Below are 22,028 nucleotides of genomic sequence, written 5' to 3'. Positions count from 1 at the left end.
TATAAAAAATATTTAAAAGGCCTGCCTCCCGAAGGAGGCAGGTATAAACGGCTTAGGCACATTCATCCTCAATTAAAGGATAGACACCATCTGCGTCATGATCTTCCAGTCCGGTCAGGGCTGGCGTGAAAACGCAAATCATACGCAGGTCTGTTTTGGCCCGCAGATAATGCTTTTCATGTCCGTTGAGCGCATACATGGTGCCATCGCTAATGGGATGGATTTTGCCGTCGCTCAGGTCTTCGATTTCACCTTCGCCACCCACACAATAAACGGCTTCCAGGTGGTTTTTGTACCAAATGAGGGTTTCTGTACCGGCGTGAATAATGGTTTCATGGAATGAAAACCCCATACCGTCTTTGCGTAACAACAAGCGGCGACTGGTCCAGGTGTTGGTATCCCCGGTTACTTCGCGTTCTGTTCCTTTAATTTCATCAACGTGACGGACAATCATGATGCCTCCTGAATATATACAGTGTTGTTTTGTTTTGTGAATTCACGAACGGACTCTTTAATAATCTCCAGTCCTTCGCTCAATAAGTCAGGATCAATGACCAGCGGGGCAAGGAATTTCAGGATACTGGAATCCGCACCGGCTGTTTCAATAATTAGGCCTTTTTCAAATGCGATTGCCGAAATCTTTGAGGCCAAATCCGGCGCACCGAAATCAAGGCCCCACGCCATACCACGCCCACGAATGGACAGGTTAAGGTCGGGATGTTCGGCCACAATATCTTCCATGGCCGCTTTCACAATCTCGCCATACTGCAAGACCTGTTTGGTCAAGCTGTCGTCTTCCCACATCTTGAGGGCTTGAGTTGCGGCGACAAATGCCAGGTTATTGCCACGGAAGGTTCCGGTATGTTCGCCCGGTTGCCATTGATCCAGCTCAGGGCGCATCAACAGGATAGACATGGGCAAACCACCGCCCAAGGATTTGGACAATGTAATCATATCGGGACGAATGCCAGATTCTTCAAAACTAAAGAAGCTACCAGTTCGGCCATTGCCCATTTGAATATCATCAATGATCAGCAAAATATCAAAATCACGGCACAGTTTTTCAAGTTCCTGCAACCATTCGGCACTGGCGACATTGATCCCGCCTTCACCCTGAATGGTTTCGACAATCACGGCCGCCGGTAAATCGATCCCGCTGGATGCATCGCTTAAAACCTTGCGAATATAATCAATGGTGTTGACGCCTTCGCCGAGATAGCCGTCAAACGGCATAAAGTCTGTATTGGCGCGAACCCCGTAGGATTCATCACGGTAGAAGCTGTTCCCGGTAACGGAAAGGGACCCCATCGTCAGGCCGTGATATCCATTTGTGAAGGTCAGGATGTTGGAGCGCTGCTTGACCATACGGGCAAGTTTAATCGCTGTTTCAACCGCATTGGTGCCTGTCGGTCCGGTAAACTGGACCTTATATTCCATATTGCGCGGTTCCAGAATGGTATTCACAAAGGTTTGCAAGAAATCACGCTTGGCAGAGGTTGCCATATCCAAACCATGAATAATGCTATTGCCTTTCAGGTATTCAATCATTGCCTCTGTAATCAAAGGATGATTGTGGCCATAGTTCAACGTGCCGGCACCGGCAAAGAAGTCGATATAACGATTGCCGTGCTCGTCAAAGAGAAGGGCACCTTCGGCTCTGTCAAAAATAGCGGGGAAAGAGCGGACATAACCGCGAACTTGCGATTCAACTTGTTCAAAAATTCTCATAGGGCTTACTCCGTAAGTCACTGTTTATCAAAAGAGATGATGATTTTTTTTTCGGCTTCATGGTCTGATCCACCCCCGCTGAGGTCTTCCTCGCTCAGGTAATCGGATGTATCGACACGCGCGCTTTTACTTTCGCCAAATCGGGTGAAAAAATTGTAGGAGGCCATGTTGGAAGGGGTGTAGGTGGCCTCGACTTTTTCAACAGGTGTCGGATCATTAACGCCAATGAGACGTTCCAGCATCATATGGGACAGTTTATGTCCCCGGCATTTTTCGGAAACGGCAATTTGCCAAACAAAAAGTGTCTCTGGTTCTTCCGGTTTACGATAACCACCAATAAAGCCGACGACTTCCTCTTCGTTACCGATATCTCGGCAAATAATACTGGTCTTTGAAAAGTGATCGCATAGTAAAAAATATGCATATCTGGAGTTTAAATCCAGAGGTGGGCATGACTTGATAAAGTCATAAACTTCTCGCCCATCCCTTTTTTCAGGGATTTCGAAAGTAAAGATAGGAGCCTCCTGCATCCGTTTCAGAATATGTGCGGAGGATACGCGTTAATGCTTATTCGACATTTACATATGTTAACGAGCTTAACTTATGTTAACCATATAATGAAAAAAGACGGAAACAAATCCGATTTATCAGCCATGATCTTGAAATCAGGCGTCAGGGTCATAATCTGCGATTTCGGGGTGCAGGGTCCCTTCAAGATGATTGCTGTCATAGCCGCAGATACTACGCAATTTCTTGGCATTTTTCAGGATGACATATCCGTTATAATATTCCAGCAAGCCTTCTTTGCGCATGGCTTTCAGGGTGCGATTGACATGCACAATACTTAAGCCCAGACAATCTGCGATCATTTCTTGTGTAATGGGCATGCCGTAAGCGAGTTTTTCGACAAAACCGACAATTTCCAGACGGGAATGCAGTTCCAAAAACAAATGTGCCATACGTTCGCGTGCATTGCGCCGTCCCAGACTGACGACATGCTCGGTTAACATGGCCTCTTCACGGGCAGATGCCCATGTAACAGCGGCGGCCAGACGGGGGGCCTCATAAAAAAGTCGGGCGATATCTTTGCCATCAATCAACGTTGTGACGCAATCGGTCAGGGTTTCAGTATCAAAATCAGAAACACCAAACAAACAGGCGCGCACGCCGGTTAAATCACCGGGCAGTACAAAGCTGGTAATCTGACGGCGACCATCGGATAAAATTTTATAACGACAGGCCCAGCCATCCATCACAAGGGAAACATTTTCAGAATCCGAAGGGATCAACGATTGCCCCTTGGGCAGTTGTTGCGTCTTGAAGCTTAAGTCCAAGATGACTTGTATCTCATCGTCGGTGAGATCCATTAAAAGCTTCAATTTCTCAATGAGTGGATTTGTTGCTGAAGTCTCCATAGCGCAATCATAGTTTTCTTATATGAAAAAGCAATGTTTTTACCACGAGATACGAAGGGGATGAGCGATGCATAACACTGTTATTTCATACTTTCTTAAGGGCTATGACATACCTTGATGTTTTGGGTTAGTTAATCTAAGATTGAATGAAGGAGAAATGCCTCTCATGCTTCATCATATCGCACGGTTTTTTTGTTTTTTTGCCATGATGTTCGCCTTTGTGAAAAGCGCGCCAGCGTCAGAGGTTGCAACCATCTTTACATCCTATTTCCCGACCGTTGTGATTGATAACCCGCAAAAGCCGGGTTTGGCTTACGAGATTGTTGCAGAGACGTTTAAGCTTGCGGGTAAGGAATTTGAAATTATCCACCTGCCGTGGGCGCGCGCGCAATATATGGCGAAGCACACACCGCAATCCCTTATTTTCCCATTTTCGTGGACAAAGACCCGTGACAAGGACTTTGTCTGGCGTATCAATATTTTGAATAATCGCACTCATTTTATTACCTTCAATAAAACGAAGTTAACGGCTGAAAGTGCGCGGGATAAATATATCGGGGTACAATTAAAATCCAGCTGGGATAACTGGTTGACGGAACAAGGGTATCAACGCGTTTATCGCGTTCCGGAAGATGGGAGTGAGCTGATCAAGCTCTTGCGTCTCAATCGAGTTGATGCATGGTATACTGATCAAATTATTGCGGATGGCGCTTTAAAGAAGCTTAATGACCCCGATATCACCTATAGTGATCCGATACAAACTTTTAAAACCTATTTAGCGACCAGCAGCGCCGCTCCCTATCCGCATATGGATAAATTAGAAGTTGCCTTTGATAAATTGCGCCAATCCGGCAAGCTGGACCAACTTTTTGACAAGTACGGCATCACTCCGAATTATTGAGGAGGGCGGTATCGATACCTCAAGCTTAAGGTGGAAATGGTTCTTATAAGTAGATTTTAATAATTCTAAATCAACTTTTCACGTTTACTCATTTGTTGTATACATTCCATACAAAAATATAAACAAAATGCCTTAATAGTCGGGCGTTACAAATAATATAAATGTATAAAGTGTGGAATGATGCGTTTTCGTTTTAAAACAGGATTAATTGTGGCCAGTTTTCTTTTAATTGGCCTTCCGTCTGCGACAATTTTGATTGCTCAATGGATTATAGGACAAGAAGCGGCCAATAAAGTTGCTCATAATCTTTTTGAAACCACATCGAGGCGGGTTGTGACGCAAGTTGATAACTTGATCGATATCCCCATGAAGATGTCGGGTGTGTTTGCAAACAGCACGGTGGCGGACAAGCCGACAGATGATGGGCAGGCGATGGCTGTTCGACATCAGGTTTTTAATGTTTTATCGCAAAACAGTTCTCTTTATTCTATCTACTTTGGGTTTGATGATGGCAGTTTCTATCAGGTGATTGCAACGCGGGGGAACGACAAAGTCATCGTCAAGCATAAGGCCCCGGAAAAAACCGCATGGATTGTGCGTACGATCTATACGAACGACAATCAGGAACGTGTTCAAAGCTGGACATTCCTGGATGAAGATAAAAACAAGTTAGATGCACATGTGGAGCCGGCACCGGATTATGATCCGCGCAAACGCCCTTGGTATGATGCGGCCCTTTCCGCTGGAAAAGCGACATTATCGGATGTGTATGTGTTCAATTCGCTCGGATTGCCGGGAATTACGGCCTCGCAGGGGTTGAGCAACAAAAAAGGCGTTGTCGGGGTTGATATGACCCTTTCAGACCTCAGTCAGTATGTAAGTGATCAGACGTTGTCTCCGAACAGTCTCGTCTTTATTTATGATGGCAAGAACCGGGTTGTGGCTTTGCCGAATAAGATGAAAGATATTGCTGTCCTCAGTGACATCAAGGCTGTGGCTTCAGATGCGATCCAAGCGGTCTTTAAAGATGGGGCCGCAGACGATTATTATACAAGAGTTGTGGCGCTGGATATGGATGGTCCGGGGTTTAAGGTTGGCATTTCTGCGCCGACTTCGGATTTCACGGAAAGTTATCAGGATATGCAACAAAAGGTCTTTATGATTATTGTTGCCTGCTTGCTGATTATCGTGCCGTTTGTTGTTTATACCAGCCAACGCCTGTCTGTCCGGGTGAAAGAATTGGCGGATGACGTTCAGAGAATTCAAAAGGGTGATTTCACCTATACAGAAAAAGCCCCAGCAAATGTCATAGAGTTAGCGGAACTGGAAAGCAGTTTTGCCGATATGCGCGTGGCTTTGGCGGAAGTGGAAAAACTGCATCTTGAAAAAGAAAAAGAGCAAGAAGCCAAAATCCAGCGTCAGTCCCAACGTGAGAGAGATATTCGGGAATTTCAGACCGGCATAGCCTCGGTTTTTGAAGGGTTGGATACAGCAGATCGTACGATGAAAGAAACGGCTGAGGAAATGAAAGGCATTGCGCAGCATACACAGCAGCAATCGGCCTCTGTTTCATCTTCGGCAGAAGTTACATCTGGTAATGTGGAAACGGTTGCGAGTGCCGCAGAAGAGCTTTCCGCTTCAATCGGGGAAATCGCAACGCAAGTAAATCTGGCGGGGGAATCGACATTACGTGCGGTTCGCGAAGCCAAAGACACATCCGATAAAATCAGTGTTCTGGAACAAAATGTATCTCAAATCAGTGAACTGGTGGTGCTGATTAATGACATTGCCTATCAGACCAATATGCTGGCTTTGAATGCAACGATTGAAGCCGCGCGCGCTGGTACCGCAGGCAAAGGGTTTGCGGTTGTCGCCGGAGAAGTGAAAACACTGGCAAATCAAACGGCCTACGCAACGGATGAAATTGCCAAGCAAATTGAACTGGTGCAAACCTCCACACGGACATCGGTTGAGGCCATCAATAGCGTTTCAAACGTGATTGAGGAAATCCGGGTGGTGTCCACATCTATTTCAACGGCGATTGAACAGCAAAAAGCAACCACGGTTGAAATTGCCCGCAATGTGGAACAGGCGGCAAACGAAACACAAAATGTCTCGCAGGAAATCAGGCATTTGCAGGAAACGGCTGATCGGTCCCAAAGTGCCTCAAGCGATATTGATGTTGCGGCGCAGGACTTGTCTTCTCAGGGTGATATTTTGCGCAAAAAAATCACAGATTTCCTTGAGCGGGTCAGTTGAAATAAAGCTTTAAAATGAAACAAAAAAAGAAGCCCCCGATCCAATGGTCGAGGGCTTCTTTTTTATTTGTTTAAGACGCTGAAGTCTTAGTAACGGTAAGTATCCGGTTTGAACGGACCGTTGACCGGAACGCCGATGTAATCAGCTTGTTCCTGAGACAATTTAGTCAGTTTCACGCCCAGCTTTTCGAGGTGCAGCGCAGCCACTTTTTCATCCAGATGTTTTGGCAGAACGTAAACGTCTTTGGCGTATTGACCGTCTGCATTGTTTTTATACAGTTCGATCTGTGCCAAAACTTGGTTGGTGAAAGAGGCAGACATCACGAAGGACGGGTGGCCTGTTGCGCAACCGAGGTTAACGAGACGACCTTCAGCCAACAGGATGATCTTGCGACCGTCCGGCAGTTCGATTTGATCGACTTGCGGCTTGATGTTGGTCCATTTGTAGTTTTTCATCGCAGCGACTTGGATTTCGTTGTCGAAGTGACCGATGTTGCAAACGATTGCGCCATCTTTCATGTTATCCATGTGGTCTTTGCGAATGATGTCGAAGTTACCTGTCGTGGTGACATAGATGTCGCCTTCGGGCAGGGCGTCTTCGATGGTGACAACTTCGAAACCTTCCATTGCCGCTTGTAGGGCGCAGATCGGATCGATTTCAGTCACCAGAACGCGACAACCGCAAGAACGCAGGGATTCTGCAGAACCTTTGCCCACATCGCCGTAACCGCAAACAACCGCGACTTTACCCGCCATCATCACATCGGTTGCACGACGAATACCGTCTACGAGAGACTCACGGCAACCATATTTGTTATCGAATTTGGATTTAGTGACAGAATCGTTGACGTTGATCGCCGGGAACAACAATGTGCCTTTGCGTGCCATTTCGATGAGGCGGTGAACACCGGTTGTTGTTTCTTCGGTGACACCCATGATGTCTTTGGCGGCATTTGTGTACCAGTTGCCGTCTTCAGCCAGTTTGGCTTTAATGGCTGCAAACAGGACTTCTTCTTCTTCGGAACCCGGGTTGTCGAGAACGGAGATATCTTTTTCCGCATCCTGACCAAGGTGTAACAACAAAGTTGCGTCCCCGCCGTCATCCAAAATCATGTTCGGTGTGGAACCATCGTGCCATGTGAACAGGCGGTGTGTGAAGTCCCAGTATTCTTCCAATGTTTCGCCTTTATGGGCGAAGACCGGAATGTTTGCTGCAGCGATTGCCGCCGCTGCATGGTCCTGTGTGGAGAAGATGTTACAGGAAACCCAGCGAACTTCTGCACCCAAGGCAACCAGTGTTTCAATCAACACTGCGGTTTGAATGGTCATATGCAGGGAACCTGCAATTTTTGCGCCCTTCAACGGTTGGGACGCGCCAAATTCTTCGCGCAGTGCCATCAGGCCCGGCATTTCAGCTTCGGCAAGGTTCAGTTCTTTGCGGCCCCAGTCAGCGAGGCTGATGTCTGCAACCTGATAATCGGTAAAGTCACCCATGTGTCTGTTCTCCAGAATGTCATGTCATAAGAATGTCTGTTGTTTGAAAAACATGATTGCCAGGAAAGGGCAATCTTACGTATTTCGAACTTGCCGACAATATAAAGAAATCTTTATATCTTTATCAAGAGGTATTTTAAATTATTTTACTGGCATGGTTTCTGCTTAATTAATTGGTAATACCAATATCATAGAATTATAAAAAACAGGAGAAAATCATGTCAGATGTAAGAATGTATATCCCACCCAACAAGGATTATCAGGCCGATTTTGCACAACGTCTTGTAAATGCGGTCGGTTTTGAGAATGCCATTCGGGAATGTTACGAAAATCAATGGCTGGGCACGCTTGTTCATGTTCAGCACTTGCAGCACCGTTATGGGCAACGTGGTCGGTAGGATTTGCCGCAAACAGGTCGTCAATTACGATTTTAGGGCATCGGTATTGGGTTGCACGGAATGCGATTTTTTGAAACAGCGCAGGATAAAGCTGGAACGGGAATGGCGAATGCCCGGTATTTTATAAAGTTTTTCCCGCAAAAATGCTTCATATCCCTTTGTCCCTTTGACCGCGACTTTAAGCTGGAAGTCATATTCGCCGGTGGTTAGGTACACTTCCAACACTTCGGGCAGGGCATCCATTGCCCGTTCAAACCGGGCTAGAATATCGTCGTCATGTCGTTCCAAGGTCACTTCGATGATGACCAGCTCGCTTATTCCCAATTTTTCAGAATTGAGCAAAGCGACATAGCCTTCGATATATCCTTCGTTTTCCAGCCTTTTTACCCGTTGCCAGCAGGGGCTTGGCGAAAGACCGACCTTTTCTGCCAACTGATTGTTGTTTAACCGACCGTTGGCAGATAGTTCTTTCAGGATTTTTAAATCCATAAGATCAAGTTTTTTGTGTACGTCCATAATGCAGTATAATCATTCTTAAAATATTAAATTTAAAAAATAGTAATCTGCCTTTATACGAATTTAAAGGAAATTCAAAAACAAATTTTGCAGGCCTTCCCTTAGTATCGCTTCCTCGACGAAGGAGGAAGTTATGAGTTTTCTAAGTTTCAATTCCCACAATCCATTGGATGACATCCCGCGTGTGCTGGATCTTATGCGCACCATGAGTTTTCATCTGGATGAGCTAAAAGTTTTGCCTAATGCAAATCAGTCATTTTGTGTGGAAATGACCTGTGCTGCGAACGGACAGATTAACGCCCATACCCTTAAACACCGGATTGGTAAACTTCAGGGGATTGAGAAATTCCACTTTGTCTAAGGTGCATTGTTTTCTATTTGTGTCAGTAAAACTTCCAGCGCGTGTGTCAGGCGATCTAGATCCTTGTCTTCGCTCAGACGATGATCGCCGTTTTTGACAAAGGTGATTTCCACGTCGTTGGATGCAATCATTCGCTGGATCCGCAGGGCGGTTTGCCACGGTACGTCTGGGTCCTGCATGCCGTGGATCAGGCGCACGGGCATGTCCAGATCAATCGGGCGGCGCAGAAGCAGGTTTTCGCGTCCGTCCTCCAGCAGGGTTTTGGAAATGACATAAGGATCATCCCCATAATCGCTGGGCAGTTCTACATAGCCTTGTTCGGCGATTTTTTGATGTTGTTCGGCGCTGAGATCGTTCATCATCAAATCTTCGGTAAAATCGGGGGCGGCGGCAATACCAAGCAGCCCGGCGATCCGTTCGGGGCGTTTCAAGGCTGTCAGCAGCATATTCCATCCCCCCATAGAAGATCCGACCAAAACTTGCGGTCCCGTTGTCAATTGATCCAGCACATCCACGCTGTCATTAGACCAGCGGGTCATGCAACCGTCTTTAAACAAGCCGTCCGATTGACCGTGGCCCTGACAGTCGAACCGTAAAAAAGCGTTGCCGCGTTTTTTGCAAAATTCTTCAAGGTGAAGGGCCTTGCCGCCGTCCATATCCGACATCAAACCATGTAAAAAAATCACACCGGGCGTGCGCCCCGGGCTATAGTGATAGGCGATCTTTTCACCATTCACTTGTGTTAGGAGGGCGGGTGGAGTATTTCCTGTAGGCATATGGGATGTCATAATCTATAAAAACCTGAAGAATTTACATTCAAGAACGAAGCGCATGATTGATAGCATTATTCAGCAAGACCCGCAAACCCCGCAAAATACAAGTCGCCGTGCAACGGTGATGCAGGTGTTGCCTGCGATGGTAACGGGCGGCGTGGAACGCGGCACGGTTGAAATGGCAGAGGCCATTGTCAATGCCGGTGGTCGGGCCATTGTGGTTTCTGCCGGCGGACCGATGGTCCATGATTTGACCCGTGTTGGGGCCGAACATATTCAGATGCCGGTCGATTCGAAAAACTTTTTTGTCATGCGTAAAAACGCCACACGGCTGGTCAATGTGATTAAGCAGGAAGCTGTTGATTTGGTGCATGCACGATCGCGCGCCCCGGCTTGGAGTGCCTATTGGGCCTGCAAGCGTGCCCATGTGCCTTATATCACGACTTTTCACGGAACCTACAGTCATGGAAACCCGTTTAAGCGGTGGTATAATTCAGTTATGACCAAGGGGGAGCGGGTGATTGCCATTTCGTCCTTCATTGCCGGACATATGCGAAAAATCTACGGGGTGCGCCGTGAAACTATTCGCCTGATCCATCGCGGGGTGGATCTGTTCCGTTTTAACCCGGAAAAAATTACGGCTGAACGGTTGGTGAAGTTATCAACACAATGGAATATCCCTGATGGGGTGCCGGTTGTGGCCTTACCGGGACGATTGACGCGCTGGAAAGGACAGTTGGTCTTTATTGATGCGATTGCCAAACTTGGGCGCCGTGATATTTGTTGCCTGTTGATTGGGTCCGATCAAGGGCGCACGGAATATCGCAAAGAACTGGAAAAACGTATTCAGCATCATAACTTGCAAGGCGTTGTGACGATTGTGGATGAATGTAACGATATGCCGACGGCTTATATGTTGTGTGATTTGGTGGTCTCGGCGTCGACGGATCCCGAAGCGTTCGGACGGGTTGCGATTGAAGCGCAAGCGATGGGGCGCCCGGTTGTGGCAACCGATCATGGCGGGGCGCGTGAGACGGTGATTGAAGATCAAACCGGTTGGCTCTGTAAACCCGGTGATGCGGATTCAATGGCAGGTGCGATTGAAAAAGGTCTCAATCTGTCGGCACAAAAACGCGAGCAAATGGCAGAACAGGCCAAAGCGCATATCGCAAAAGAGTTTTCCAAAGAAGCCATGTGTGCCAAAACGCTGGAAGTTTATAACGAAGTCTTAAGTCTTGATTCATAATGCCTAATCGTAACGAAAAACAAGAACGCATTCTTGTGATTAAATTGAGTGCGCTCGGTGATTTTATTCAGGCCTTGGGGCCGATGAAAGCCATTCGCGACCATCATCGTAATGCCCATATTACGTTGTTGACGACCAAGCCTTATATGGCCCTGGGTAAAGCTTGCGGTTATTTTGATGCGGTTTGGGAAGATGAACGGCCCAAAGCATGGCAGGTGCGCCGCACGTTGAAGCTCCGTCAAAAACTCAAAAGTGGAAATTTTGACCGGGCATATGATCTGCAAACATCGGATCGTTCTTCGGGCTATTTCAAATTGATGGGTAGTGCGGTGAAATGGTCGGGGATTGCGCGGGGCTGTTCGCATCCCCATGCCAATCCACAGCGCAATTTTATGCATACCATTGACCGTCAGGCCGAACAGCTGGAAATGGCCGGGATTTACAAGACGCCAATGCCGGATTTAAGCTGGGCAGAGGCCGATTTATCGCGTTTTGATCTGGACAGTGTTTTTGCTTTATTGGTCCCCGGTGGTGCCCCGCATCGCCCGGAAAAGCGCTGGCCTGCGAAAAATTATGCCGCATTGGCACAAGCCTTGATTGAGCGCAATATCCAGCCTGTTATGTTGGGCACGGCGAAAGAAGGTGACGTACTGGATGAAATTCTGGATCGTTGCCCGGAGGTGTACGATCTGTCCGGTCAAACTGATTTTATTGAAATTGCCACCTTGGCCCGTCGGGCAAGATTGGCGGTGGGCAACGATACGGGCCCTATGCATATGATTTCATTGGCCGGGTGCCGGTCTATTGTGCTTTATTCCCATGCCTCGGACCCGCAACTTTGTGGGCAGCGCGGGCCGGATGTCACGATTTTGCGTGAACAAAGCTTAAACGACTTATCTGTTGATGCCGTTTTATCCGCGATCGAAGGTTAGGTCTAAAAACCGCCACGGTCACTGAAGTCATCCAAGAGCATGGCAATCCGACCACTGTCGGTTTGATCCATAATAATGTTGGCGCGCTGCACGGCGGATTGTTCTGCCATTTCCAAAATGCGTTGTTTGATCTTGGGGATGTTGGTTGCACTCATGGACAAATCACGGATCCCCAAGCCGAGCAAAAGGGCTGTAAAACGTGGATTCCCCGCCATCTCCCCACACAGACTGACAGGGATATTGTTGCGCAGGGCCGCTTGGGTCGTGAATTGGATTAATCGCAAGACAGCCGGGTGCAAAGGGTCAAATAAATGGGCGACTTGTTCGTCCGCCCGATCTGTCGCCAGTGTGTACATGGTGAGATCGTTAGATCCAATCGCAAAAAAATCACAGACACGCGCAAGGGCATCGGCTGAGAGGGCGGCACCGGGAACTTCGATCATGGCACCCAGCGGAGGCAAGGGGTCGGGAATATTGATCCCTTCTGCACGCATTTTGTCGGCAATTTGTTGTAGGAAAAGGCGGGCTTGGCGGACATCATTGATCGAAGTGACCATTGGCAATAAAATCTTGACCGGGCCATGTTGCCCGGCCCGCAGCAGGGCACGATATTGAGTTTCCAAAATATCGGGGCGGTTTAACGACAGTCGAATGCCGCGCATCCCCAAGGGCGAACAAATGGAATTTCCGAAATCCTCAATCAGGGATTTGGCGGTTTTATCTCCGCCAATGTCCAAGGTGCGTACGGTTAAGGGTTGGCCGTCCAGACGTTCCAGTAATTCTTTGAATGTATTATACTGAACATGTTCATCAGGCAGGCTATCGCGGTTCATATACATGAATTCACTGCGCAACAGGCCGACACCTTCGGCTCCGTTGTTGATGATATTGTCAATCTCGACCGGCAGTTCCATATTGGCCTTCAGCGTGACTTTTATGCCATCGCTGGTCAAAGCTTCGCGGTCTTTTAAATAGGCAAGGCGTTTGTTTTTTTCTTCGTTTTCAATGGCGCGACGTTGATAAAACCGACGGGTCTTATCGCTTGGGTTCACAACCACACGCCCCGCATCGCCATCAATAATGACGGTATCGCCCGTATTGATGGCGCCAATGACACCGGCCGCCCCTAAGACAGCAGGCAAGCCAAGGGCCCGTGCCATAATGGCGGTGTGGCTTTCCGGTCCCCCCAGTACAGTCGTAAACCCGGCAACGGTTTTCGGGTTCATTAAGGCCGTGTCAGCCGGGGTAAGCTCTTCAGCGATAATGACGGAATTATCCGGCAAGTCATTAAAAGGTTGATGGGGTTCTTCACACAGGTTGCGCATAACGCGGGCTGCAACCTGATGCACATCCGATTGGCGCGAGGCAATATAGGCATCATCCAGTGCCTTGAACCCTTCGCTGATTTCATCCAGAACGTGCTGCAAAGCGGCTTCGGCATTGATTTTGTAATCGCGAATATGCTGATTTACGCCACGTACCAGACGGGAGCCTTTCAACATATGGAGATGGGCATCCAGAAGAAAGCCCAGCTCTTCGGCGGCGGCTGGAGGCAACTGGTTTGCTTTTTGTCGAAGTTTTGCAAGCTGGTCACGCGATTTTTCAAGCGCGTTTTCCAGACGGGCCAGTTCGTCGTCTATATGGTCATTCGGGATGCAATATTCGTTGATCTCGCACACGCCGCTTTCGCGGATATGGGCGATACCAAATCCGATACCGCCTGAAACGCCGAGACCGTCGAATATTTGTTCCATGTAATCGGCCTAATCTTCGCCGAATTTGTCGTTCACCAGTGTGGAAATGGCACTTAAAGCTTCTTCAGCCTGCGGACCATCGGTTTTGACCTCAATCGATGTGCCGATGGAGGCTGCCAGCATCAACAATCCCATAATGGAATTGCCGGACACTTCCTGTCCGCCTTTGGCAACCATAATATTGGTACCTTCAAATTCTGCAGCGGTTTTGACAAATTTTGCGGCGGCACGGGCGTGCAGGCCGCGTTGATTTTGGATTTCCAGTGTTTGGGAAAGGCTCATGTGATAATCGTCGTCTTAATCTTGTCCCAGCAGGCTGGAAGCTATGTTGATATATTTACGTCCGGCGTCTTGGCCTTGGGCTGCGGTTTCTGCCAAATCTTCGTTTTTACGAACACTGGCGAGTTTGACCAGCATGGGCAGGTTGACCCCGGCGATAACTTCGACCTTGGCCTTGTCCATAATGGAGATTGCTAGATTTGAAGGTGTGCCACCAAACATGTCGGTCAGCAGAATAACGCCGTTGCCGTTGTCACAATGGGAAACCTGTTCCAGAATATCGCTGCGCCGCTGTTCCATGTCATCGTCGGGCCCGATGCAAACCGAGGATACATTTTCCTGCGGTCCGACAACATGTTCCAATGCTGCAATAAGTTCGTCTGCCAGACGACCATGTGTTACCAACACCATACCGATCATACGATCACTTCCCTCTCAAATCTTGTTTTAAGCGCGCTATCTTGGTTTAGTGTGCGCGGTTCGTCAACTCACGATGTTGCAATTGCGCATTTTCACCACTTTCTTGCAACCATAAACATAATTTACGCGCGACATAGACCGAACGATGTTGCCCCCCTGTACAACCGATGGCAATTGTCAGATAGCTTTTGCCTTCTGCGCTATAACGCGGCAACAAAGGGTGGATTAAATTTTTTAAATTGATGAGAAAATCGGCAAATCCATCGTCTTTTTCGATATAGGCACCGACCTGATCATCTTGCCCGGTCAGGGGGCGCAGGGTGACGTCATAAAACGGATTGCGTAAGAATCGCACATCAAAGACCAGATCGGCTTCGCGTGGGATACCTTTTTTATAGGAAAATGACGTGACAAAGACGCTCAAGGGCTTTTTATCGCTCAGGGCATATTGGCCTTGCAAAATACGTTTACAATCCTTGATCGCCATTTCTGTCGTGTCAATCACAAGATCGGCCCGTTCGCGTAAAGGGGCCAGAAGTTGCCGTTCGTGGCGAATACCATCGGCAACGGGGCGATCTTCGGCTAAGGGGTGGCGATGGCGGGTTTCAACGTAGCGCCGCTCAATGACAGCATTGTCGCAATCTAAAAAAACAAGGGAGAGATCAAGCCCGTCTTGTGCTTTTAAAAGATCGAGTTCTTCCAGCAAGGGAGAAACACCAAACCCACGTGTACGGATATCCACCCCAATGGCAAGCGGGGCATCTTTGCCAACCAACTGTCCAAGCAGGGATAAGGGCACACCGTCGATGGTTTCATAGCCCATATCTTCGAGGATTTTCAGGCTTGTTGTCATGCCTGCGCCACTTAGGCCGGTGACAACTAGTACTTTTTGCATCATTCCATCCGTTCAATATGTCCCAGTGCGATGGCAAGCCCCAAGGAAGCTTTGGCAGCGGCACTTTGTTCAAAAGGATTGAGGCGAAGGTGGGCAAGCGCGACGCCTTCCAGTTCTATATGGGTCGGCGCAGGCATGCGTTCCAGTTCTTCTGGGGAACAGAGGTCAATTATTAAGCGAAGGGGGGCCGATTCCAGACTTTGCAATTTAAGAATGCCCAGATGGCGTACTTCGAACAAATCTTTTATGGCAGGCGGGGCGAAGGCAATGACCTCGTTTCCCTTTTTGATCAATTCGACTCGGTCATCGCTGACGAGGCGGGCGCCTTGTTCAATTAGACGCAAGGCAAGGTCGGATTTACCAGCACCGCTGGGACCACGCAGTAAGATACCCTGTTCGTCAATGGCGATGGCAGTGGCGTGAATTTGGCTCATTTTGCAGGTAAGCTCACGCGAAAGCGTGCTCCTTTAATCTGTCCGTCTTCCATGCGGTTTTCGGCAATAATCGTACCGCCATGAGTTTCAACAATTTGTTTGGAAATGGCAAGACCCAGACCGGAATGATTACCGAAATCATCACTGTCCGGGCGTTCGGTATAAAACCGTTTGAAGATTTTTTCTTCATTACCGGGGGGGATGCCGGGACCTTGATCATCCACAATAATATCGATGGTATCTTTGTTTTTTTGCAGGCCCAAGGTGATGGTTCCACCCGCTGGGGAAAAGGTTAGAGCATTGCCGATCAGGTTTTGAAAAACCTGTACGAGTCGCCCGTCCATGCCTTCCACAATATAAGAGGTTTCCGTGTCGGCTTTTAAGACAAGGGCCGGTTCGGTTTGCGTGGTTTTATCTGTTTCGATTTGTGTCTGGCGAATATCGACCAAGGTTGAGAGCATGGCCTTCAGGTCAAGTTTTTCTGCCTTGGCCCGTGACATTTCCGCATCCACGCGGGAGGCTTCGGAAATATCGCTGATCAAACGATCCAGACGAGAGACATCATGTTGAATAATATCCATCAGGCGTTTTTGGGCGTCCGGGTTGTTGATATGGCTGACCGTTTCAACGGCGCTACGCAAGGATGTCAGTGGATTTTTTAATTCATGCGAGACATCGGCGGCAAAGCTTTCAATCGCATCCATGCGTTGCCAGAGGGCCTGTGTCATTTGACGCAAGGCAGCGGACAAATCGCCGATTTCATCATTGCGATTGCTCAGGTCAGGGATTTCATCGCGCTGGTTCATCCCGGTGCGCAACTGGTGTGCGGCTTTTGAGAGTTTGCGCAAAGGGCGTGCGATGGTTCCGGCAAAATAAAGAGATAGTAAAATCGTGACCCCGAAGGACAGTAAAAAGACCTTGAAGATATGCAGGCGAACATCAAACAAGGCCGCTTCGATATCTTCCGATCCTTTGGATAACATCAACGCGCCAAGGATATTGCCTTCGCGTGTTACTGGAACGGCAACGGAAATCATAATCCCACCGTCGACGGTTTCCCGGATCATGCCGCCATATTCACCGTCCAGTGCCATACCGGCTTCGGGAAAGTTTTTGGCACTTTGCATCGGTGGTTCGATATAAAGCGGCAGGTCCTGTTCTCCGAAAATGACGCGGGAACTGAATTCCTGTGCGAGACGCAATCCTTTTTCGATCAGGCTTTCGTTTTGATGGATGGGGTTGTCAGCGCTGCGTAAAATCAATTCACCACTATCTGCCATCAATGAACCATCCAAGGCGAAAAGGCGTGCACGGGTGCCTTTTTGCACCAATCGGGCGACCATTTGGCGGGCGACACTGAACACCAGTTGGTTATTGCGGTTGAGTTCACGTTGCTTGATCGAGGCACCTTCGCCCAAGGCCGCAGCAAACATTTCACCTTGAATTTCAAGGCCGGAAACTTCACTGAGGATCAAGGCGCGGCGATATTCACCCAGATAGAGAATACCGATGACCAAAATGCCAAGCGCAAGCATGTTGACGGCCAGAATGCGTAATGTAATCGGTGAAAAAACGCGTTTCGGACGCTCAAAGCGGGCAAAAGGTTGCATGGTGGATTATTCCACGTTTTCGCGGTAACGGTAGCCAACCCCATATAGGGTTTCGATTTGGTTGAAATCATCATCGACCAGTTTAAACTTTTTACGCACGCGTTTAATGTGGCTGTCGATGGTGCGGTCATCCACATAAATATGTTCGCCGTATGCGGCATCAATGAGCTGGTCGCGGCTTTTGACGTGGCCGGGATGACGTGCAAGGGATTCCACAATTAAAAATTCGGTCACGGTCAGATTGACATGTTCTTTTTTCCAGGCGCACAGATGGCGTCCTGCATCCAACAGCAAAGGACCGCGTTGCATGACATCTTTTTCATCCCGTTCCTTGCCGTTTTGCTGGCGTATAGCATCTTGGCGACGGATTAAAACACGAATGCGTTCCAATAACAGGCGTTGAGAAAAGGGTTTGCGGATGAAATCATCCGCCCCCATGCGAAGGCCGAGCAGTTCATCAATCTCATCGTCTTTGGAAGTCAGAAAAATGACCGGAACATGGCTTTCTTTACGCAATTGCCCCAACATTTCCATGCCATCCATGCGGGGCATCTTGATGTCCAGAACCACAAGGTCGGGTGGATTATTGGTAATGCCGGCAAGACCTTCTTCGCCATCACGGTATGTTCTGACAGTATAACCTTCAGCCTCCAATAAAATGGAAACAGAGGTGATGATATTGCGGTCGTCATCTACAAGTGCGATTGTATGTGCCAAGGTTTCGTCTCAATCGGTTAGCATCGGAAATTTGAATGACTATATGGTCCTATGGCAGACAGGGTCAATGAAAAGAAAAGGGGAAAGCAAATGACCACAGGATTTGAAGCGCGCAAAATAGTCCGTTCTTGTCGAAGCGGTGCTTTGGCGACATTAGATCGCAATGACCAATCGCCCTATGTTTCCTTTTGTGCAACCACCTTTGATATCTATGGTCAACCGTTGTTCTTATTGTCAGATTTGGCCGATCATACACAAAATATAAATGTTGAACCTCGGGTCTCGTTTTTATGTGAGCAGGCCTCAACGCGCAGCAATCCGCAAAGCGGCCCCCGCGTGACATTGGTGGGAAGGGTGGAGAAGGTGCGACAGGATGATCTGGTTGCGCGATATCTGGAAATTCATCCATCGGCAAAAATGTATGCTGAATTTAGCGATTTTAACTTTTACAGACTGATTGTTGAAAAAGCGCATTTTGTAGGTGGGTTTGGTCAGGCGGAATGGTTGCAAGGGAAAGATTATCTGGGCGACTCGGCGGCTTTCTTGAATTTTTCCAAAGAACAAGAAGACGTAATTTCGTACCTTAATACCGAATTACCTCAACTTTCTGCGATTTGCGCAATAAAATTACTCAAACAACCGGGGAAGGCTTGGCAACTGTTGCGTATAGACGGGGATGGAATGGACTTGAAACGGGCCTCGCGGATAATTCGTTATCCATTTGAAAAAGAAGTCAAAACAAGGGAAGAATTAAAGAAAGTTGTGCACGATATTTGTTCGTGAAACTTTTGTTGCAAAAAAAACGAAATAAAAATGCAATGAGGAGGTTGTCTCCCCGGCTCTCAGAGGTTATTCTCCGCCCGCTTTTTAGGCAGAAGTGCGCATCGCAAATGCATTCTACCTTTTGAGAGAAGGAAAAGTGGTCGTTTCGCAGGGGATTGTTTTATCAAAGTCTTGTTGTGTTATGTTCGAATTTAACAAGATTTTTGTGAAAATTACCTCAATGAAGTGACTTTATGAAAAAACACGGCACCAAAGCTTGCAAACTATGACACCGGAGTTGTAAATGAGCCCGACCCAAACGAATATCGACCTGTCGAAGTACGGTATCGAGAACGTCCAAGAAGTAGTCTATAACCCTTCGTATGATCTTCTGTACGCAGAAGAAACCAAAGCCGGTCTGGAAGGCTTTGAAAAAGGCATCGTGACTGAGCTTGGCGCAGTTTCTGTTGATACGGGCATCTTTACCGGTCGCTCTCCAAAAGATAAATATTTTGTGAAAGACGATACATCTCGTGACACCGTTTGGTGGGCGGACCAAGGCAAGAACGACAACAAGGCGATCTCTGAGGAAGTTTGGGCAGACCTTAAAAATCTTGTGACCACACAATTGTCCGGCAAGCGCCTGTTTGTGGTCGATACATTCTGCGGTGCCAACGAAGATACTCGCTTGAAAGTACGCTTCATTACAGAAGTTGCTTGGCAGGCTCACTTCGTGAAAAACATGTTTATCCGTCCGTCTGATGAAGAACTCGTTGGGTATGAGCCCGATTTCGTTGTGATGAACGGCGCAAAAACGACCAACCCGAACTGGGAAAAGCAAGGTTTGAATTCTGAAAACTTTGTTGCTTTCAACCTGACGGAACAAATCCAGTTGATCGGCGGTACATGGTACGGCGGTGAAATGAAAAAAGGTATGTTCTCTATTATGAACTACCTGTTGCCGCTTAAAGGTATTGCCTCCATGCATTGTTCTGCCAACGTGGGCGCAGACGGTGACACGGCTGTTTTCTTCGGTCTGTCCGGTACAGGTAAAACAACTTTGTCAGCGGACCCGAAACGCCAGTTGATCGGTGATGATGAACATGGTTGGGATGACAACGGTGTTTTCAACTTCGAAGGCGGCTGTTATGCCAAAACAATCAACCTGTCCCAAGAAAACGAACCTGATATCTACAATGCAATCCGTCGTGATGCATTGCTGGAAAACGTTGCGGTAACCGAAGACGGCAAAATCGATTTCGACGATAATTCCAAAACAGAAAACACACGTGTTTCTTACCCGATTTATCACATTGAAAACATCGTTAAGCCGGTTTCCAAAGCGGGTCACGCGAAGAAAGTTATCTTCCTGACAGCTGATGCGTTCGGCGTTCTGCCCCCGGTTTCCAAACTGACACCGGAACAGACACAATATTACTTCCTGTCCGGCTTTACTGCGAAACTGGCCGGTACAGAGCGTGGGATCACTGAACCGACACCGACGTTCTCGTCTTGCTTCGGTGCAGCGTTCCTGTCCTTGCACCCGACAACTTATGCCAAAGTTCTGGTCGAACGTATGAATGCTTCCGGTGCAGAAGCCTACCTTGTGAACACAGGTTGGAACGGCACAGGCAAACGTATTTCCATTAAGGATACACGTGCTATCATCGACGGCATTCTGGACGGTTCCATTGAAGATGCAGAATTCAAACAACTGCCGTTCTTCAATCTGGCTGTTCCGCAATCTCTGCCCAATTGTGATCCGAACATTATGAACCCGCAAGACACATATGCTGATGTGGCTGAATGGGAAGAAAAAGCCAAGAAACTGGCCGCCATGTTTGTTGAAAACTTCGGTCGTTTCACCGACAACGAAGAAGGTAAGAACCTGGTTGCAGCGGGCCCTGCCCTGTAAAATACGGTTCAAAGTACCTGTATATTTAAAAAACACCTCGTATCTATTTGATGCGGGGTGTTTTTTTATACTTTTTCTTAAGAAACCAATTGCAAGGTTGGCGTGTCCGAGACACATTAGGCATAGGCAATTTGTTTGTTTAAGAGGATGTGATGCAAAACCGGGTGGTTACACTAGAGACAACAAAGGCTTACGGGGAAGCCTTTAATAATCGTGACCTTGCGGCGATTGCGGATCTTTTGGATGATCAAAATGTAATCTTTAGCCGACAGGAACAAAATACCATTGTCGGTAAGGAAAATGTCCTCCATCGGATCAAAACGCTTTTTAAACGCACAGATGAACGCAATCGAAAGCTGGAATTAATCAGTGCAATTATTGATTTGGGTAACAGTAAAGCGCGCCCCTGCCTTTTGTGTTTGATGAACGGCATTCCCGTTGCCGTCTGTGTGATCAGTTGCAAAATCAATGGCAAAATAAATGGGATTGCTGTTTTGCTGAATGGGGCGGTTGTCTCAACGGCACGCCCGACGGAAAAGAAATATTCCGACAAGGGACAATTGCCTGCAGAACCCAGCCGCAAGGCGGTCTTGGCCCTGACCAAAGCCTATATCAACGCATTTAATAAGCGCGATTTGACTGGCCTGTCCGATATGCTGGATGAAAGTCAGTCAGTTTTTACACGAACGGATCAGGAAGCCATTGTTGGACGTGATGCCATTTTAGACCGGGTGCGGGATTTATATCGTCGTCTGGATAGTTATGGACAGGACTTAACGGTCATTAACGGAATTATTGATCATAAAGAACGCAAAGCATGGCCCTGTTCTATCGGTGTTTTGGATGGCAGTATTATTTCAATCGCTATATTAAGCGCAACGCCGACCAATTGTATTTCGGAAATCAATGTGATCCTGACCCCGGCGATTGTGGAAAAAGCGCGTCCAACCGAACCATTGCCGGAACCCAAAAAAGAACATCCCGATGCGGCGATTTTGAAGGAACGCGAAGCCTGGTTGTTGGAACGGGCCAAGAAAATTGAACGCATTATGAAACGCGACGGGCGTTTGCCGCATTTAATGACCAAGCAAATCCGGGTGGAACAGCAATTGGAAAAAATTGCCTTTCTGAAACGCAAGCTCGGCATAAAGGCTTGATCAAATGCCTGTTTGGGATAAGTTTAGACTTATTCTGAACGTCTTCCCGAGAAAAGGTATAAA

Annotated in this window: 23 protein-coding genes; 9 read left to right on the top strand and 14 right to left on the bottom strand. The window is 47.8% G+C overall.

The window, feature by feature from the left end; all coding sequences use genetic code 11:
- Window positions 1-52: 52 nt before the first annotated feature.
- The 4 genes from ACN0VA_RS06140 to ACN0VA_RS06125 all read right to left on the bottom strand — a co-directional run bounded on the left by ACN0VA_RS06140 (window position 53) and on the right by ACN0VA_RS06125 (window position 3,095).
- Complete coding sequence (locus ACN0VA_RS06140; RefSeq protein WP_188666543.1) at window positions 53-454, bottom strand: ectoine synthase; 402 nt, start codon at window positions 452-454, stop codon at window positions 53-55.
- A complete protein-coding gene (gene ectB / locus ACN0VA_RS06135; protein ID WP_417820295.1) occupies window positions 451-1,728 on the bottom strand; it encodes a diaminobutyrate--2-oxoglutarate transaminase in 1,278 nt (425 codons plus the stop codon). Before ectB ends, ACN0VA_RS06140 begins: the two co-directional genes overlap by 4 nt.
- A gap of 17 nt (window positions 1,729-1,745) precedes the next feature.
- The gene (gene ectA, locus ACN0VA_RS06130; RefSeq protein WP_417820294.1) at window positions 1,746-2,258 is read right to left on the bottom strand and encodes a diaminobutyrate acetyltransferase; all 513 of its coding nucleotides are present in this window, start codon (window positions 2,256-2,258) and stop codon (window positions 1,746-1,748) included.
- Window positions 2,259-2,393: 135 nt separating this feature from the next.
- Window positions 2,394-3,095 carry a Crp/Fnr family transcriptional regulator gene (locus ACN0VA_RS06125; RefSeq protein ID WP_417820293.1) on the bottom strand — a complete coding sequence of 234 codons (702 nt, stop codon included), beginning with the start codon at window positions 3,093-3,095 and terminating at the stop codon, window positions 2,394-2,396.
- Between the two features lie 214 nt (window positions 3,096-3,309).
- On the opposite strand from ACN0VA_RS06125, the gene ACN0VA_RS06120 reads away from it, so the two are divergent.
- Window positions 3,310-4,044, top strand: coding sequence for a substrate-binding periplasmic protein (locus ACN0VA_RS06120; RefSeq protein ID WP_417820292.1), 735 nt, complete (start codon window positions 3,310-3,312; stop codon window positions 4,042-4,044).
- A 210-nt stretch (window positions 4,045-4,254) separates the two neighbouring features.
- On the top strand, window positions 4,255-6,303 hold the full coding sequence (locus ACN0VA_RS06115; RefSeq protein WP_417820291.1) for a methyl-accepting chemotaxis protein: 2,049 nt from the start codon (window positions 4,255-4,257) through the stop codon (window positions 6,301-6,303).
- Between the two features lie 86 nt (window positions 6,304-6,389).
- On the opposite strand, the gene ahcY is transcribed toward ACN0VA_RS06115, so the two are convergent.
- On the bottom strand, window positions 6,390-7,796 hold the full coding sequence (gene ahcY, locus ACN0VA_RS06110) for an adenosylhomocysteinase (RefSeq protein WP_417820290.1): 1,407 nt from the start codon (window positions 7,794-7,796) through the stop codon (window positions 6,390-6,392).
- A gap of 218 nt (window positions 7,797-8,014) precedes the next feature.
- Between ahcY and ACN0VA_RS06105 the strand changes: the two genes are divergently transcribed.
- The gene (locus tag ACN0VA_RS06105; protein WP_417820289.1) at window positions 8,015-8,194 is read left to right on the top strand and encodes a hypothetical protein; all 180 of its coding nucleotides are present in this window, start codon (window positions 8,015-8,017) and stop codon (window positions 8,192-8,194) included.
- A gap of 24 nt (window positions 8,195-8,218) precedes the next feature.
- On the opposite strand, the gene ACN0VA_RS06100 is transcribed toward ACN0VA_RS06105, so the two are convergent.
- Window positions 8,219-8,710 (bottom strand): Lrp/AsnC family transcriptional regulator, encoded by a 492-nt coding sequence (locus ACN0VA_RS06100; protein WP_417820288.1) that lies wholly within the window; start codon window positions 8,708-8,710, stop codon window positions 8,219-8,221.
- 133 nt (window positions 8,711-8,843) lie between these two features.
- Here ACN0VA_RS06100 and ACN0VA_RS06095 point away from each other — a divergent pair, with 133 nt between their 5' ends.
- The gene (locus ACN0VA_RS06095) at window positions 8,844-9,071 is read left to right on the top strand and encodes a hypothetical protein (RefSeq protein ID WP_417820287.1); all 228 of its coding nucleotides are present in this window, start codon (window positions 8,844-8,846) and stop codon (window positions 9,069-9,071) included.
- Here the strand turns inward: ACN0VA_RS06095 and ACN0VA_RS06090 are convergent.
- Window positions 9,068-9,859 (bottom strand): alpha/beta fold hydrolase, encoded by a 792-nt coding sequence (locus ACN0VA_RS06090; protein WP_417820286.1) that lies wholly within the window; start codon window positions 9,857-9,859, stop codon window positions 9,068-9,070. The two genes, ACN0VA_RS06095 and ACN0VA_RS06090, sit on opposite strands and share 4 nt — an antisense overlap.
- Before the next feature lie 43 nt (window positions 9,860-9,902).
- On the opposite strand from ACN0VA_RS06090, the gene ACN0VA_RS06085 reads away from it, so the two are divergent.
- Both ACN0VA_RS06085 and ACN0VA_RS06080 read left to right on the top strand, forming a co-directional pair.
- Window positions 9,903-11,090, top strand: coding sequence for a glycosyltransferase family 4 protein (locus ACN0VA_RS06085; RefSeq protein ID WP_417820285.1), 1,188 nt, complete (start codon window positions 9,903-9,905; stop codon window positions 11,088-11,090).
- Entirely contained in the window at window positions 11,090-12,022 is a 933-nt protein-coding gene (locus ACN0VA_RS06080) for a glycosyltransferase family 9 protein (RefSeq protein ID WP_417820284.1), read from the top strand. Before ACN0VA_RS06085 ends, ACN0VA_RS06080 begins: the two co-directional genes overlap by 1 nt.
- A 2-nt stretch (window positions 12,023-12,024) precedes the next feature.
- On the opposite strand, the gene ptsP is transcribed toward ACN0VA_RS06080, so the two are convergent.
- The 7 genes from ptsP to ACN0VA_RS06045 are packed head-to-tail and all read right to left on the bottom strand — an operon-like array spanning window position 12,025 to window position 18,131.
- Complete coding sequence (ptsP, locus tag ACN0VA_RS06075; RefSeq protein WP_417820283.1) at window positions 12,025-13,776, bottom strand: phosphoenolpyruvate--protein phosphotransferase; 1,752 nt, start codon at window positions 13,774-13,776, stop codon at window positions 12,025-12,027.
- A 9-nt stretch (window positions 13,777-13,785) separates the two neighbouring features.
- Window positions 13,786-14,058 (bottom strand): HPr family phosphocarrier protein, encoded by a 273-nt coding sequence (locus ACN0VA_RS06070; protein ID WP_417820282.1) that lies wholly within the window; start codon window positions 14,056-14,058, stop codon window positions 13,786-13,788.
- A gap of 15 nt (window positions 14,059-14,073) precedes the next feature.
- On the bottom strand, window positions 14,074-14,475 hold the full coding sequence (locus ACN0VA_RS06065) for a PTS sugar transporter subunit IIA (protein WP_417820281.1): 402 nt from the start codon (window positions 14,473-14,475) through the stop codon (window positions 14,074-14,076).
- A gap of 46 nt (window positions 14,476-14,521) precedes the next feature.
- On the bottom strand, window positions 14,522-15,370 hold the full coding sequence (gene rapZ, locus ACN0VA_RS06060; protein WP_417820280.1) for an RNase adapter RapZ: 849 nt from the start codon (window positions 15,368-15,370) through the stop codon (window positions 14,522-14,524).
- Window positions 15,370-15,804, bottom strand: a complete 435-nt coding sequence (locus tag ACN0VA_RS06055) for an HPr kinase/phosphorylase (protein ID WP_417820279.1) — start codon at window positions 15,802-15,804, stop codon at window positions 15,370-15,372. The genes rapZ and ACN0VA_RS06055 overlap by 1 nt, the downstream gene beginning before the upstream one ends.
- Window positions 15,801-17,414 carry a stimulus-sensing domain-containing protein gene (locus ACN0VA_RS06050; protein WP_188666569.1) on the bottom strand — a complete coding sequence of 538 codons (1,614 nt, stop codon included), beginning with the start codon at window positions 17,412-17,414 and terminating at the stop codon, window positions 15,801-15,803. The genes ACN0VA_RS06055 and ACN0VA_RS06050 overlap by 4 nt, the downstream gene beginning before the upstream one ends.
- A 6-nt stretch (window positions 17,415-17,420) precedes the next feature.
- A complete protein-coding gene (locus ACN0VA_RS06045; protein ID WP_188666571.1) occupies window positions 17,421-18,131 on the bottom strand; it encodes a response regulator transcription factor in 711 nt (236 codons plus the stop codon).
- Window positions 18,132-18,221: 90 nt separating this feature from the next.
- On the opposite strand from ACN0VA_RS06045, the gene ACN0VA_RS06040 reads away from it, so the two are divergent.
- From ACN0VA_RS06040 to ACN0VA_RS06030, 3 genes are all read left to right on the top strand, one after another.
- Window positions 18,222-18,914, top strand: coding sequence for a HugZ family protein (locus ACN0VA_RS06040; RefSeq protein ID WP_417820278.1), 693 nt, complete (start codon window positions 18,222-18,224; stop codon window positions 18,912-18,914).
- Between the two features lie 283 nt (window positions 18,915-19,197).
- Window positions 19,198-20,808, top strand: coding sequence for a phosphoenolpyruvate carboxykinase (ATP) (pckA, locus tag ACN0VA_RS06035; protein ID WP_417820277.1), 1,611 nt, complete (start codon window positions 19,198-19,200; stop codon window positions 20,806-20,808).
- A gap of 152 nt (window positions 20,809-20,960) precedes the next feature.
- On the top strand, window positions 20,961-21,965 hold the full coding sequence (locus tag ACN0VA_RS06030; protein ID WP_417820276.1) for a hypothetical protein: 1,005 nt from the start codon (window positions 20,961-20,963) through the stop codon (window positions 21,963-21,965).
- Window positions 21,966-22,028 lie beyond the last annotated feature (63 nt).

Source organism: Terasakiella sp. (assembly GCF_048267425.1).
GTDB lineage: Bacteria > Pseudomonadota > Alphaproteobacteria > Rhodospirillales > Terasakiellaceae > Terasakiella.
Note: the sequence above shows the minus strand (reverse complement) of the source record. Positions and strands in the feature narration are given on the sequence as shown.